Source organism: Novosphingobium humi, assembly GCF_028607105.1.
Classification (GTDB): domain Bacteria; phylum Pseudomonadota; class Alphaproteobacteria; order Sphingomonadales; family Sphingomonadaceae; genus Novosphingobium; species Novosphingobium humi.
On sequence record NZ_CP117417.1, the window covers coordinates 674,372 to 689,477 of the forward strand.

A 15,106-nucleotide genomic window follows, 5' to 3' on the forward strand; every position below is an offset into this window, starting at 1 on the left:
CCATGTGGCGCGTGCTGACATCTTATGCGGTCCCTTTGCTGGGCATCGCGCTGGTGACATGGATCACCAGCGCGATGCTGGCGCAATGGGGGCTGGCGTCTGCGGCGCTGCTCTTCCTGTTGCCGGTGCTGCTGGGCGCGGCGCGCGGGGGGCTGGGGCCGGGCCTGCTGGCGGCGCTGGCCGGGGCGGGGGCGTATAATTACTTCCTGCTGCCGCCCTATTTCAGCTTTCATGTCCACGGGCCGGACCATGCGGTGTCGGTTCTTGTGCTGGTGCTCGTGGCGCTGGTCACCAGCCGCCTTGCCACCCGCCTGCGCGCGCGCGAAGAAGAAGCCAATGCCCGTGCCGCGATCAGCGAGGAACTGGCCCAGATTTCGCGCCTGCTGGCCAAGGGATCGCCGGTCGAGGCGCTGGAGCGCGCGCGGGCCTATGTGGCCGGGATCTATGGCCCGCTGCGCATCGACGGGGCGCAGGACGGCTTCTCCTCGCTCGATCAGGCGGCTGCAGCATGGGCGATGCACAATGGCGATGCCACCGGCCATGGCACCGGCGTGATGGCTGCGGCGGAATGGACCTTTCTGCCGCTCTCGCCCAAGGGCCGGGGTGCCCACGCGCTGATGGCTCTGGCCCGGCCCGCCGACGGCCAGACCCGCCCCATGGCCCAGATCGAGCATATACAGCAGGTCGCGCTTTTGCTGGGGCAGGGCTGCGACCGCATCGCGCTGGACGAGGAGCGCCGCGCGCGCGAAACGCTGGCCGAGAGCGACCGGCTGCGGCGGACCTTTCTGGCCAGCCTCGCCCATGATTTCCGCACGCCCCTGACCGTCATCACCGGGCAGCTTGAGGCGCTGGCCAAGCGCAGCCCCGAGGCGGGCGAGGCGTTGAACGCCGCGCGCAGGCTTGAGCGCACGATGAGCGACCTGATCGCGGCGGCGCGGATCGAGGAAGGCTCGCTGAGCCCGCAGGCCGAGAGCCTCGATCTGATCGATGCGGCCGATGCCGCCTTTGGCGCGGTGGCGGTGCCGGCGGGCCTCTCGCTGGGCCATGCGATCCCGGCCGATCTGCCTTTTGTGCGGGCCGATGCGGTGCTGCTGCATCATGTGCTGATCAATCTGATCGATAATGCGCTGGGCCACGCGGCATCGCAGGTGATGCTGGGCGCGGCTTTGCGGGATGGACAGGTCACGCTCTGGGTTGAGGATGACGGTCCCGGCGTTCCCCCTGCCGACCGGGCGCGGATATTCGAACGTTTCGCCCGGATCGAGGGCGGCGACCGGGCCAAGGGCAGCGGTCTTGGCCTTGCCATCGTGCGCGGATTTGCCGAAGCGATGGGGATGCAGGTGAGCATCGAGGACAGCCCGCTGGGCGGTGCGCGTTTTATATTGAGGATGGGGGCATGAACCGGGTTCTGGTGGTGGATGATGAACCGGCCATCCTGCGCCTGCTGGGCGCGGTGCTGGCGCGCGGGGGGTATGAGGCGGCGGCGGCGGCCACGGCTGCGGCGGCGCTGGGGGCGCTGCGCGGGGGCGGGCTGTCGGCGGCGATCCTCGATCTGGGCCTGCCCGACCGCGACGGGCTGGAACTGATCCCGATGCTGCGCTCGGCGGGGGTGCCGGTGATCGTCCTTTCCGCGCGCGAGGATGTGGGCGAGAAGGTGGCCGCGCTCGATCTGGGCGCATCCGACTATATCACCAAGCCCTTTGACGGCGAGGAATTGCTGGCCCGGCTGCGCGTGGCGCTTCGCCAATCGGGCGCGGCGGCGGCCCAGGAAGTGCTGGCCCATGGCCCCTTCCGCATCGACACCGCTCGACACGAGGCCAGCATCGACGGGCGCGGGCTGACCCTGCCGCCCAAGGAATTCGCCCTGCTTCAGGCATTGGTCGAGGCGGGGGGGCGCATCCTGACCCATGCCGCGCTGCTGGAAAAGGTCTGGGGGCGGGCGCATGTGGGCGATGTCGAATATCTGCGCGTGGCGATCCGCGCCTTGCGGCTCAAGGTCGAGGAGGACCCGGCCCATCCCCGCCTGATCCGCAACGAACCGGGCATCGGCTATCGTTTGATGGACACTGGCGCCTGATGGATACTTGACCGGCCGCCTGCCTTGCGTGCAAGGCCGCCGGGCATGGCATCCCACCCCAAATCCTTTCACCGCGCCGATATCGACGGGTTGCGCGCGATCAGCGTGGGCGTGGTCGTCGCCTTTCACGCATGGTGGCGGCAGGGTTTCGGCGGCTTTGTCGGGGTGGACATCTTCTTTGTCATCTCGGGCTATCTGATCTCGGGCGCGATTTTTGATGATGTGCGGGCGGGGCGCTTCTCGCTTTCGGCGTTTTACGGGCGGCGGGTGCGGCGGATCTATCCCGCGCTGATCACGGTCCTCTTGGCCACATTCGTGGTCGGTTGGGTCCAATTGTTCGACGACGGGTTTGCGCAACTGGGCGCGCATCTGGCGGGCGCGGCGGTCTTTGCCTCCAATCTCGTGCTCTATGCCGAGAGCGGTTATTTCGACGCCTCTTCCGATGCCAAACCGCTGCTCCATCTGTGGAGCCTTGGGGTGGAGGAGCAATTCTACATCCTCTGGCCGCTTGCCATCATGCTGGCGTGGCGATGGCGCGGGGCGCGAGGCGCGGTCTGGGCGCTGGGGCTGGGTTTTGTGGCCAGCATGGCGCATGAGCAATTCCTGATGCGGATCGACACATCGGCGGCCTTTTACATCCCCACCGCGCGCTTCTGGGAAATGCTGGCAGGCGCCGCGCTGGCCTGGGTTGAGCGGCGGCGTGTGGGGGCGATCCCGCCGCGCATGGCCCATGGGTTCAGCCTGATCGGCCTTGCGCTCTTGCTGGGCAGTTTCCGCTATATCACCGAGGGCAATGTGCCTTTCCCCGGCTGGGCGGCGCTGGTGCCGGTGGGCGGGGCGGTGCTGCTGCTGGCGGCGGGACCACGGGCGCTGGTCAATGCGCGGCTGCTCTCGCTTTTGCCGATGCGCTGGCTGGGGCAAATCTCCTATCCGCTTTATCTGTGGCATTGGCCGGTGCTGGTGCTGGCGCGGACATCGGGCTGGGTGGATGGCCGGGCGATGCTGGTCTGTGTGGTGGTGGCAACGGGGCTGGCCTGGGCCACAGCGCGCTGGATCGAGCCGCCTTTGCGCTATGGCGGAGACAGCGCGCGCAAGGTCAAGGGCTTGCTGGCGGCGATGGCGGTGCTGGGGCTGGGCGGGCTGGCGGTGGCATGGGCGCATGTCCCCTCGGCCAGCCATGCGCGGGTTGCGCCGCTGACGCGCCAGATCGGCTGGACAATTGCCGTGGCCGGCGAGGCGCAGGGGCGTGCCTGTGTGGCGCTGATGCCGGGGCGGTCTGCTTTGGTGCCGGGGGTGGCGGGCAATGATTTCTGCTATCTGGCCCATCCCGGCGCGCCGGACGTGGCGCTCATCGGCGACTCGCTCAATCTCAGCCTGTTTCCGGGCCTGGCTTCCTATCCTGACCTCAACGTGCTGATCGCCTCGGCCAGCGAGGCCGCGCCCTTTTATGACACGACCACCACCGAGAGCTTCGACCGCACCCGGTTGAACAACTGGAAACTGACCAATCAGGCGCTGGATTATGCAGCGGCCAGCCCCTCGATCCGGGTGGTGGTGCTCTCCTATGCCAATGGCGATCAGTTGCTGCGGCGCAGCTCGGCCCATGACATGACCGACCGCGCCGACCCCACGCCCGCCCCGCCCGAGGCCCGTCTCGAACGCGCGCTGCGCCGGACGCTGGCCAGATTGAGCGCGGCGGGCAAGGGCGTGATCATCACGCTGCCCAACCGGCGGATGGGGTTTGATCCGCCCGATTGCCTGACCGATCTGCGCCCCTTGCATGGCCCCGCCTATCGCCACCCCTGCGGCGAGCCGCGCGGCGGCGCGCTGGAGCAGGCTCAGGACGCCTATGCCGCGCAGGTGCGCCGCGTGGTGCGCGAATTCCCCGGCGTGGTGCTGGTCGATCTGGCCGCGCCTTTGTGCGACGCGCGCCTGTGTTATGCGATGCGTGCCGCAAGCGGGGGGCGCGGAGGGCAGATGTATTACCGCGACCGGCTGCACCTGTCTGATGCCGGATCGCGGGCGGTGGCGCCGGTGCTGTACCAAGCGATCAAGGCGATGATGCATCGCTAACCGCTTGCCCGGCGCGCGTTTCGATATACATAGCGATATTGAAAGGGGCGTTTCTCCGTGTTTGATCGCATGTCTCGCAGGATGATGATGTCCGCGCTGGCGCTGTGTGGGGCATTTGCCGGGGAGGGCACCATGGCGCAGGCGCCGCGCGGGCCGGTGGTTCTGGCCGCAGCCAGCCTTCAGGAATCGCTTAACGCCGCGGCCGATACATGGGCGGCGCAGGGCCATCCGCGCCCGGTGCTGTCCTTTGCCTCCTCCTCGGCCCTTGCGCGCCAGATCGAGAATGGCGCGCCCGCAGACCTGTTCCTCTCGGCGGACGAGGAATGGATGGACCATGTGGCCAGAGCCCCCGGCGGCCGGATCAAGCCGGGCACACGGATCAGCCTGCTGACCAACTCGCTGGCGCTGATCGCCCCGGCGCAGAGCAGGGTTCGCCTGACCATCGCGCCCGGTTTTCCGCTGGCCGCCGCGCTGGGGCCGAACGGGCGTCTGGCGATGGGGCAGGTGGCCTCGGTCCCGGCGGGCATATATGGGCGCGAGGCGCTGATGGCCCTGCGCGTCTGGCCCGGCGTTGCGGGCCGCGTGGCGGGCGCCGACAGCGTGCGTTCGGCCATGGCGCTGGTCTCGCGCGGCGAGGCGCCGCTGGGCATTGTTTACGCCACCGATGCGCGGGCGGATAAGAAAGTGCGCGTGGTCGGCATTTTCCCTGCCAATTCGCATAAGCCCATCACCTATCCGCTGGCCCGCCTGTCGGCCTCGACCAACCCGGATGCCGAGGGCTTCCGCCGCTTCCTTGCCTCGGCCCAGGGCAAGGCGATATTCCGCGCCTATGGCTTTGGCACCAAATAGCATCAGCCCCGAGGAATGGGGCATCATCTGGCTTTCGCTCAAGGTCAGCGGGGCGGCGATGGTCGCCACGCTGCCGGTGGGTTTTGCGCTGGCATGGGCGCTGGCGCGGGGGAGGTTTCCGGGGCGGGTGCTGCTCGATGCGCTGGTGCATCTGCCGCTGGTGCTGCCGCCGGTGGTGACGGGTTGGCTGCTGCTGCTGGGTTTTGGCGCGCAAGGATTGGCGGGGCGCTGGCTGGTGGCGATGGGGATGCCTGTGATGTTTCGCTGGACCGGGGCGGCGCTGGCGGCTTCGGTCATGGCGCTGCCCTTGATGGTGCGGGCGATCCGGCTTTCGCTCGAAAGCGTGGACCGCAGGCTGGAGGCGGCGGCGCGCACACTGGGGGCCTCGCCCTTGCGCGTGTTCGCCACGATCACCTTGCCGCTGGCGCTGCCCGGTGTGCTGGCGGGCATGGTGCTGGGCTTTGCGCGCAGTCTGGGCGAATTTGGCGCGACGATCACCTTTGTCTCGAACATTCCGGGTGAGACGCAGACCCTGCCGCTGGCGATCTATGCCGCTTTGCAGGTGCCGGGGCAGGAGGGGATCGTCACGCGCCTCGCGCTGATTTCGGTGGGCCTTTCGCTGGCGGCGCTGGTGGCGTCCGAGGTGTTGACGCGGCGGATGGGGATGCGCGCCCATGTCCTTTGAGGTGGACGTAAACATCACGCGGGGCAGCCGCCAGATTGCCGCAAGGTTTGAGGCCGGGCCGGGGATCACCGCGCTGTTCGGCCGTTCGGGCGCGGGCAAGACCAGCGTGCTGGACATGATCGCCGGGCTGGTGCGGCCTGATCGCGGGCGGATTGCGGTCGCTGGGCGGGTGCTCTTTGATGCGGCGGCGGGGACCGACCTGCGGCCCGAAGCGCGTGGTTGCGGCTATGTGTTTCAGGATTACCGCCTGTTTTCCCACATGAGCGTTGAGGCCAATCTGCGCTATGGCTGGCGCCTGGCCGCGCCCGATGCGCGCTGGATCGCCTTTGAGCAGGTGGTGGAATTTCTCGGCCTTGGCGGCCTGCTATCTGCCCGCCCGCGCCGATTGTCGGGGGGCGAGGCGCAGCGCGTGGCGATTGGTCGCGCCTTGCTCTCGGGCGCGCGTTTCCTGTTGATGGACGAGCCGCTCTCCTCGCTGGATGCGGCCCGCCGTGAGGAAATCATGCGCGTTATCGAACGTATCCGCGACGAACTGGCCCTGCCGATCCTCTATGTCAGCCATGACCGGCGCGAGGTGGAGCGATTGGCGGGCCAGATTGTCGAGATGGACTGAATTACTTTCCGGCCACCGACAGCACCGAGAGCGTGAGCACCGCAACCCCGGTGCGGATCGCGGGCTGGGCCACCGGGGCAAAGAAGGGTGAGTGGTTGACCGGCACCGGCTTGCCTTCAGCTTTCAGCTTTTCCAGCATCGCCGGATCGCTGCCGCCGATGGAAAAGAACACCGATTTGGGCACGCCCGCCATCACGAATTCAGAATAATCCTCGCTGGCGGTCCAACCCGGCTTATAGGCCGGCTCCAGTCTGACCGCGCCGGGCAGACCGGCCTTGGACAGCACGGCATAGGTGCTGGCGGCAAGGGCCTCGTCATTGACCACGCTGGAAATGCCGTGGCCGCGGCTGATTTCAGGGGCCGGTGCGCGCGACATGGCGGCCACGGATTGGGCGGTCAGGTCAACGCCGCTGTTGAGCAATTTGCGCGTTTCATCGTCAAAGGAGCGCAGCGAGAGGCCCAGTTCGGCGGTGTCGGGGATGATATTGGCCACCGTGCCCGAACGGAAATAGCCCACCGTGACCACGCCGAATTTCTGCGGGTCCTTCTGGCGGCTGATGACGGTCTGCACGTCCTCGACAAAGCGGGCGCCCATGACGATGGGGTCGATGCTCATGTTGGGCATCGAGCCATGTGCGCCCTGACCATGAAAGATCACGCGGACCGAATCGGAATTCGACGTGGCCACCCCCTGCTTGACCGCCACATCGCCCGCCGACGCCGCGCCGACATGGGCGGCAAAGGCGTAATCGGGTTTTGGGAAACGGGTGAAGAGGCCATCCTCGATCATCGCGCGTGCGCCTTCGCCGATTTCCTCCGAAGGCTGGCCGATCATGATCAGCGTGCCCTTCCATTGGTCCTTCATTGCCACCAGCGCCTGCGCCGTGCCCAGCCACCATGCCATGTGAATATCATGGCCGCAGGCATGCATGACATAGGTGGTCTTGCCGTCTGCCCCGGTTTGCTGCGCCTTGCTGGCCCATGCCAGGCCCGTCTTTTCCTGCATGGGCAGCGCGTCCATCTCCACGCGCACCATCACCACCGGGCCGGGGCCATTCTTCAGCACGCCGACAAGGCCGGTCTTGCCGACATGCTCGGTCACCTCAAAACCCAGCTTGCGCAGCTTTTCGCTCAGGATGCCCGCCGTGCGCGTCTCGGTAAAGCCGATCTCGGGATGGCTGTGCAGATCCTTGTAGAGCGCCTCCAGTTCGGGCCAGTTCTTGGTTGTCTGTGCATCGATGCGGGCGGCGGTGCCGGGCTTGACCGGGGCGGCAAGGGCCGGAAGGGCGGACATCATCAAGGGCAGGCAAAGCAGCATCGCGCGGCGCATCGGGATCTCCTGAGGTGAATGTGTCATGTTGCATAAGGCTTTACTGGCCGCGCTGCGTCAAGGAGCGTATTGTGCGCAGCACATGGCGCGGCAGGAAAGCGCAACAAGGCACGCGGGAAGAGAAGCCAAATGGCAGTCAGTATATTCGAATTGTTCAAGATTGGCGTGGGGCCATCCTCCAGCCACACGATGGGGCCGATGACGGCGGCCTGCCGGTTCGTCACGGCGCTGGGCGACAGGATCGGCCGCGTGGCGCGGGTCGAGGTGGCGCTTTATGCCAGCCTCGCGCTGACCGGGCGGGGCCATGCGACCGATACGGCCACCATCGTCGGCCTGCATGGCATCACGCCCGAGGAGGCCGATCCCGATGCCGCCGTGGCGCTGATCCGGCAGGTGCGCAAAAGCGGGCGGATGATGCTGGGCGGGGTGCGCGACATCGCCTTTGATGAGCGGGTCGACATTCTTTGGCTGGGGCGTGAGAGCCTGCCGTTTCATCCCAATGGCATAAGGTTTGCCGCGTTTGATGCAGACGGAGAGCCGGTCCTTACCCGTACCTATTTCTCGATCGGCGGCGGCTTTGTGGTGGACGAAGACCAGACCACGGCCAACGCTCCGGTTGAGGATCATGACGAGCCCTATCCTTTTACCACGGCGGCCGAATTGCTGGAGATGGCGCAGCAGGGCGGTTTGACGATTGCGGGCCTTGCGCTGGTCAATGAGGATGCGCGGCGGCCGCGCGCCGAGACGGAGGCCGGGATTGCCCGCATTGCCGCGGCCATGGACGCATGCATCGAACGCGGCATGAGCCAGCGGGGCGAATTGCCCGGCGGGTTGAAGGTCCAGCGCCGCGCGGCCCATTTGCGCGAACGTTTCTATGCGCGGGTCGAGCGGGTGCTGGCCGATCCGCTGGCCACGCTCGATCTGGTCAATCTCTGGGCCATTGCGGTCAATGAGGAGAATGCGGCGGGCGGCAAGGTGGTGACATCGCCCACCAATGGCGCGGCGGGGATCATCCCGGCGGTGCTGCGCTATGCCGAGCGCTATCACGGCGCCGATGATGCGGCCAAGGCGACTTTCCTGTTAACGGCCACCGCGATTGGCGGCCTCTATAAACGCAATGCCAGCATTTCGGCGGCCGAGGTCGGTTGTCAGGGCGAGGTGGGCGTGGCCTGCTCGATGGCGGCAGCGGGGCTGACCGCGATCATGGGTGGCAGCAATGGCCAGATCGAGAATGCCGCCGAAATCGCCATGGAGCATAATCTTGGCCTGACCTGCGACCCCATCGGCGGGCTGGTGCAGATCCCTTGTATCGAGCGCAATGCGATGGGCGCGGTCAAGGCCATTGACGCGGCCCGTCTGGCGCTGGGCGGGGATGGCACGCATCTGGTCAGTCTGGATCAGGTGATCGAAACCATGCGGCGCACCGGGGCCGACATGATGAGCCAGTATAAGGAAACCTCGCTGGGGGGATTGGCGGTTTGCGTTCCGGCTTGCTGATCGCACGGCTGGACTGTTCCGTTACGGGGCTGCGACAAAAACGCGCTTGCCTATGGCCATCGACCATCTATCACCACGCGCCACAGGATCGCAGGAGTTTCGTTCGATGAAGAGATTGGTGTTGGCCGTTCTGGCGACGCTGATGGTGGCTGCGCCAGCCCAGGCACGGCATCACAAGGTCTCGCATGCCGCCGCCAAGGTGACGAAGGCGAGCAAGAAGAAGGCGGTTGCCACGCCCGCCAAGCGGCACAAGGCCGAAAAGACCAAGGTCGCGACCCGGAAGATGACCCGCGCGGAAAAGCGTGCTCTGGCGCGGGCCGAGGCCAAGGCCAAGGCGCAGCCCAAGCTGACGCGGGCGCAGAGGCGCGCCCAGCAGCGGGCAGAGCAGCGTCAAACGGCGCACGGCAGGCACAAGGCCAAGGCAGAGCCCAAGCTGACCCGTGCGCAGAAGCGTGCGCAGCAGCGCGAAATGGCCCGCGCCGCCAAGGCCCAAAAGCAGGCCGCACCCAAGCTGACGCGGGCGCAGAAGCGCGCCATGGCCAAGGCGGAAAAGCACGGCAAGCTGACCCGTGCGGAAAAGCGGGCCTTGGCTCAGGCCCGGAAGGCGACGGCCAAGGCGACACCGGACCATCGCATGACGCGCGCCGAACGCCGCGCCGCCGCGCGCCAGTCGCGCCATTCCTCGCGGTATGCTTCGCGCTCCTCCTCACGTCGTTACTCGGCCCGCGCGCCCTATGTGCCGCCGCATTACAATGCCCCGCCGCCGGTGCCCGCCGCCGCCGGGCCCAGCAGCGGGTTCAACGCCGCTTTCCGCGATATTCATCCCAACGGGCAATAAGCAAAAGGGCGCCGCAACCGGCGCCCTTTTCATTTGGCCAGATGCGCCGCCCAATCCGGCGGCGGGGCGGGATAGGCCGCGATCACCGGCCCCAGCGCATCCCGCAGCGGGTCGAGCCAATCGGCATAATTGGTCCATTGCTCCAGCCCGTCGCGATAGATCGGGCGGCGGACCTGCTCGCTGCTGGCGGTGCGTACGGCGCGCTTGTTTTCCCAGAACGAGAGGCAGGCCTCCTCGAAATCGACCCCGACATAGGCCAGCAGGCGCGCGACCTCGGCCTGCGTATCGGCCACCATCCGTTCATAGATGACGCGGTGGACGGCGCCGGGCATTTCGGCTTCAAATGCCGCCATCTGGGCCACGTAATCGCGGTAATAGGCGCCGATTTCGCCCAGATCATAGGTAAACACCTGACCGCGCGCGAAATGCTGTTTCCAGCCCGAAAAGCAGCAGGCCATCGGATGGCGCCGCGCATCGATGATTTTGGCACGCGGCAGGATCAGGCGGATCAGGCCGACATTCTGCCAGTTGTTGGGCATCTTGTCGATGAACAGCGGCCTGTCAGTCTGGCGGTGAACCCGCGTCAGATCGATATATTCCTCGCCCAGCCGCGTCCGATCAGCAGGAGATAGCGAGCGCAGCAGATCGCCATACGAGGCAAATTCGCCCTGCTGCGCGCGGGATTTCAATCGCCCCGCGATCATCATCATTTCGGGCAATTCATGCGTGCCCTCGATCATCGAATGGCTCGACAGGATCTGCTCCACCAGCGTCGAGCCGGAGCGGGGCAGGCCGAGGATGAAGATCGGATCGGGCGCCATGCATCCTCCGCCATTGGCGCCCCCATTGGCGCCATCCGCCTCGCGCGCGGCATAGAAGGGCGCGGTGAAGGTGGCGGCATGTTCGACGGCCGCCTCATGGGTGCCTTCCGCGCTATACTCGATTTCGGCGCGGCGCAGGCGGTTGGCGGTGGCGTAATGGTCAAACGAGGCGGGGTAATCGCCCGCGTCCTCCAACGCCTTGCCCAGCGCGAAATGGAGGTGGAACAGGTCCTCGCCGGTGGGGCCGGTGGCGATCGCGGCCTGCATGGCGGCGCGGTCCTCGGCGGTGAATTTGGCGGTTTTCAGATTGGCCAGCGACCACCAAGCCTCGCCCATCGTGGCGGTGATGCCGATGGCGCGGCGATAGGCCTCGACGGCGGCCTTCTGGTCGCCCAGAGTCTTGCGCACATGGCCCAGATTTTGCCAGACATGAGCATTGTCGGGCACCTCGGCCAGCAGCGCTTCATAGATCGCCCCCGCACCCTCTTGATCGCCCAGCCGCACCAGCACAGAGGCCTTGAGCAGCCGGTGTGCGGGGCTTTGCATCGGCGAGGCGCAAAGCGTTTCGGCATGGGCCTGCGCCTCGGGCAGGCGGTTTGTCTGCAGCAGCAGGCGGATCAGGAAATCGCGCGCCAGATCGAAACCGGGCGCCATCTCCAGCGCCTTTGCCACCCATGCCATCGCCTCGCCCAGATCGCCCCGGCGCCAGTGGATCTCGCCGATCAGCCGCGTGGCCGAGGCGTCCTCGGGGATGCGCTCCAGCCGGTTTTTCAGCATGGCCTCGGCCGCGTCCAGTTCGCCCGCCTTCATCGCCACGGCGGCCCTGATCAGCTCGGGGTCGGAAGAGGACGCATGGATGGCCGACAGTTCAGCGCGCCACGCCTTGTCCTCCTCGCCCATGCGCCGCCATTCGCGGGCCAGCAGATACCATCCGCTGGCCACCTGAGGCTGGGCGCGGGTCAGCGTTTCGAGCGCGGCGACCGCGCGGGCGGCGTCGCCCGCTTCCGATGCCGCCTGCGCCAATTCCCACAGGATCGGCGGCACGCCCGGCTGCGCCCGATCCAGCGCGATCAGACGGGTCAGTGCAGCCTGTCCCTGGCCCAGCCGGCGCTGCGCCTGCGCCGCGATCAGTTCGGCCGGCGGCAACTGGCGATACGTCCTGATCAGCGCCTCGGCCCGCGCCAGCGCAAGGGCCGGGTCGCGCTCCAGCAAGTCTGCCGCTTCGGCCAGCGCGGCACCCGGTACGGCCCGTGCTGATTGGCGGTGCGAAGGGCGCGCGGCGATGGTCCCCAAAGCCATGGTTGTCCTTTCAAAGGGCCGGTCTGGTCTGCTGTTGTCGCGCGCTGCACCTGCGTAAACATATACGTCAGACAACGTAACCCCTCAGGACATCTTGCGTTGTTTGCGCCCTTGACTCGCGGGGTGCCTATGACATTCTTGCGAAACCGGACGACCGTACTAATTGCTGCAAATGCGTAAGGGGCACCACGCGCAGCGCAGCCAATCGGGTCGCCAAGGGGTTCAATGACGTTTCGGCATCCGGCGGGTGCATCGGCGCAAAACAGTGTTTTCGCCGGACGATCCCGCTTGTCTGGCGAATATGGCCTGAGAGCTCGGTGCGGAAAGCAGAGGGCAGAGGATTTCGGGGCAAGATGGCCATTATGCGGGCCGGTAATGGGGGAAGCATTACGATGATTGCAGAGTTTTCCAAGAGATCGCGCCGGGTGATCGCGTTGAGCGCGGCGACATTCCTGACGCCCTTTGCGCTGGTTGGGGCCGCCCATGCCGCAGACACCGATGCGGCGGCTGATCCTGCACCGGCCGCGGCCGACGGCGCCGGTTTGGGCGACATCGTGGTGACCGCCACCCGCCGTTCGGAAAGCGTCCAGAAAGTGCCGATCTCGATGCAGGCGCTGAGCATGGAAAAGATGGCCGAGCGCAATGTGAAGGGCATGTCCGACTTTGCCCTGCTGATGCCTTCGGTGTCCTTTGCCGGTCTTGGGCCGGGGCGCCAGACCGCCTATTTCCGCGGCATTGTTCCGGCGGGCGGCACCTATGCTTCGGTGGGCTACTATCTCGACGATATCCCCATCACCGGCACCGGCGTGCCCGACATCTTTGTCTATGACATGGAGCGTGTCGAAGGCCTGTCGGGTCCGCAGGGCACCCTTTATGGCGCGGGTTCTCTGGCCGGTACGATCCGCATGATCACGAACAAGCCCAAGCTGGGCAAGTTCGAATGGGGCTATGACACCGAAGGCAACAAATATGGCAAGGGCGCCTTTGGCGGCCAGATCGCCACCTATGCCAACATTCCCTTTGGCGACAAGATCGCCGCCCGCGTGATGGGTTTCTATCGCAAGGAAGGCGGCTATGTCGACAACACGCCCAACAACGGCAAGTTCAACAATGGCAAATCCTCGACGCTGAACCTGGGCGACAACAATCCGGCCACCAGCTATACGCTGAACAACGCCGCGATTGCCAAGAAGGATTACAATCCCGTCTATATGTATGGCGGCCGCCTGCAGGTTTTGTGGGAGCCGACGCCGGGCTGGCAGATCACCCCGCAACTGGCGGCCCAGTCGCAGACCGCCTATGGCTATTTCGGCTATGACCCGCGTGTCGGCGATCTTCAGGTGCATGACTATGACCTGACCCGGCGTCAGGACGCATGGTATCAGGGCGCGCTGTCGGTTCACGGCCATATCGGCGATTTCGATATGGTGTCCTCGACCGGCTATTTCGGCCGTAAGGTTCACCTGCAGAATGACTACACCTACTATACCGTGACCTATGACAGTTTCGGGCCGGGCTACGAAAACTATCTGCAGTTTTTCAGCAAGGATGGCTGCACCGGTTCCGGTGCCTCGCTGAAATGCAATAAGCTGATCAATCCGACCCAGTATTTCGAAGGCTGGACCTATTCGGAAAAGTTCACGCAGGAATTGCGCTTTGCCACGCCCAAGAGCTGGCCGTTTGATGCATCCTTCGGCGGCTTCTATCAGTGGCAGAAGACCGAAAACAACAATTACTACGGCATCCACGGGCTGGGCAACATCGCCGGCTATACGATGGCGGGTGGCGGCGACAGCAACCCGGCCGGTTTCGGCATCCCCACCTCGGCGGGCGGGACCATGGTGGTCGGCTCGCCCGCAGTGAAGGGCGATGGTTTCTATATCAACGAAAACAACCAGTACACGCATGACGCGGCTCTGTTTTTGGAAGCCCATTACAATATCGCGCCCAAGCTGAAGGTCACTGGCGGGGTCCGCTATTTCTGGACCGACTATTGGACCACGGGTTTTGCCGGTGTGGCCGCCTCGGCCCGCAACACCACCACGACCAAGAACATGCTGACCGGCGCGATGGGCTGTACCTTGCCGCTGCCGACTGAGCGCCTGACCTGTCGCAACACCAACATGCTCGATCCCAATGAGATCGGTCGGTACAAGGAACAGGGCGAGACGCACAAGATCGTGGTCGACTATCAGTTGACGCCCAGCAAGTTGCTTTATGCCAACTATTCCACCGGCTTCCGCCCCGGCGGCTATAACCGGCCGTTGCGCGTGAGCAAGGTGGGCGTGTTTGCGGTCGATCCGTTCAAGTCGGAAACGCTGACCAATTACGAACTTGGCTTCAAAACCCAGTGGGGCAGCAATTTCCGCCTCAACGGCGCGCTCTACATGGAAGAGTGGAACAATATCCAATATTCCGTGGTGGTGGCGGGCACGCAGGGCGCGGGCATGACCGGCAATGCGGGCAAGGCCAAGGTCTATGGTATCGAATATGATGCCGAGCTTAAGCTGGGCAAGGTGACGATCACCGGTTCGGGGGCGTATAACCGAGCGCGGTTGGACGGCAATTTCTGCAATTTCAAGGCGAATACCGCGACCTTGACCATCGCCGCCGATCCCACCTGTTCGTCGGGCGTGGCCGCAGCCAGCGGAACTCGCCTGCCGCGCCAGCCTGAGTTCAAGGGCAACACGTCGGTGCGCTATGATACCGAGATCGGCAACTTCAAGGCCTATCTCCTCGGTTCGATCCTGTATCAGACCAATGCGACGCAGGATCTGAAATATTCAAACAACCTGTTGCTGGGCAATACGGCCGGTTTTGCCACGATGGATTTCTCGGCCGGAATCAAGAAGGACAATTGGGCCTTCGACATCTATATCCAGAACGCCTTCGACGGCCGTGGCGCTTTGACCACCAACACATTCTGTTCGATCGATTTCTGCTCGGGCTCGTCGCGCAGCTTCACCGTGCGCCCGCAGGTCTTCGGCATCAAGTTTGGCCAGAAGTTCTGAGGAGACTCTAGTT

At 65.5% G+C, this 15,106-nt stretch carries 11 protein-coding genes; 9 read left to right on the forward strand and 2 right to left on the reverse strand.

Annotated elements, in window-relative coordinates; genetic code table 11:
- Positions 1 to 2: 2 nt before the first annotated feature.
- The 6 genes from PQ457_RS03105 to PQ457_RS03130 all read left to right on the forward strand — a co-directional run bounded on the left by PQ457_RS03105 (position 3) and on the right by PQ457_RS03130 (position 6,297).
- Positions 3 to 1,400, forward strand: a complete 1,398-nt coding sequence (locus PQ457_RS03105; protein ID WP_273618329.1) for an ATP-binding protein — start codon at positions 3 to 5, stop codon at positions 1,398 to 1,400.
- Positions 1,397 to 2,077: a response regulator gene (locus tag PQ457_RS03110; RefSeq protein WP_273618330.1), complete on the forward strand. Its 681-nt coding sequence runs from the start codon at positions 1,397 to 1,399 to the stop codon at positions 2,075 to 2,077. The genes PQ457_RS03105 and PQ457_RS03110 overlap by 4 nt, the downstream gene beginning before the upstream one ends.
- Positions 2,078 to 2,122: 45 nt before the next feature.
- Complete coding sequence (locus PQ457_RS03115) at positions 2,123 to 4,150, forward strand: acyltransferase family protein (RefSeq protein WP_273618331.1); 2,028 nt, start codon at positions 2,123 to 2,125, stop codon at positions 4,148 to 4,150.
- Positions 4,151 to 4,234: 84 nt separating this feature from the next.
- Complete coding sequence (modA, locus tag PQ457_RS03120; protein WP_420540980.1) at positions 4,235 to 4,999, forward strand: molybdate ABC transporter substrate-binding protein; 765 nt, start codon at positions 4,235 to 4,237, stop codon at positions 4,997 to 4,999.
- Positions 4,980 to 5,684 (forward strand): molybdate ABC transporter permease subunit, encoded by a 705-nt coding sequence (gene modB / locus PQ457_RS03125; RefSeq protein WP_273618332.1) that lies wholly within the window; start codon positions 4,980 to 4,982, stop codon positions 5,682 to 5,684. Before modA ends, modB begins: the two co-directional genes overlap by 20 nt.
- Positions 5,674 to 6,297 carry a molybdenum ABC transporter ATP-binding protein gene (locus tag PQ457_RS03130; RefSeq protein ID WP_273618333.1) on the forward strand — a complete coding sequence of 208 codons (624 nt, stop codon included), beginning with the start codon at positions 5,674 to 5,676 and terminating at the stop codon, positions 6,295 to 6,297. Before modB ends, PQ457_RS03130 begins: the two co-directional genes overlap by 11 nt.
- A gap of 1 nt (position 6,298) precedes the next feature.
- Here PQ457_RS03130 and PQ457_RS03135 read toward each other — a convergent pair whose 3' ends face one another.
- On the reverse strand, positions 6,299 to 7,654 hold the full coding sequence (locus tag PQ457_RS03135; RefSeq protein ID WP_273618334.1) for an amidohydrolase: 1,356 nt from the start codon (positions 7,652 to 7,654) through the stop codon (positions 6,299 to 6,301).
- Positions 7,655 to 7,756: 102 nt separating this feature from the next.
- Here PQ457_RS03135 and PQ457_RS03140 point away from each other — a divergent pair, with 102 nt between their 5' ends.
- Positions 7,757 to 9,124, forward strand: coding sequence for an L-serine ammonia-lyase (locus PQ457_RS03140; protein WP_273618335.1), 1,368 nt, complete (start codon positions 7,757 to 7,759; stop codon positions 9,122 to 9,124).
- Positions 9,125 to 9,230: 106 nt separating this feature from the next.
- Positions 9,231 to 9,962: a hypothetical protein gene (locus PQ457_RS03145; protein ID WP_273618336.1), complete on the forward strand. Its 732-nt coding sequence runs from the start codon at positions 9,231 to 9,233 to the stop codon at positions 9,960 to 9,962.
- A 29-nt stretch (positions 9,963 to 9,991) separates the two neighbouring features.
- Here the strand turns inward: PQ457_RS03145 and PQ457_RS03150 are convergent, their stop codons facing one another.
- Complete coding sequence (locus PQ457_RS03150; RefSeq protein WP_273618337.1) at positions 9,992 to 12,082, reverse strand: tetratricopeptide repeat-containing sulfotransferase family protein; 2,091 nt, start codon at positions 12,080 to 12,082, stop codon at positions 9,992 to 9,994.
- A 425-nt stretch (positions 12,083 to 12,507) separates the two neighbouring features.
- Between PQ457_RS03150 and PQ457_RS03155 the strand changes: the two genes are divergently transcribed.
- Positions 12,508 to 15,093: a TonB-dependent receptor gene (locus PQ457_RS03155; protein WP_337958484.1), complete on the forward strand. Its 2,586-nt coding sequence runs from the start codon at positions 12,508 to 12,510 to the stop codon at positions 15,091 to 15,093.
- Positions 15,094 to 15,106 lie beyond the last annotated feature (13 nt).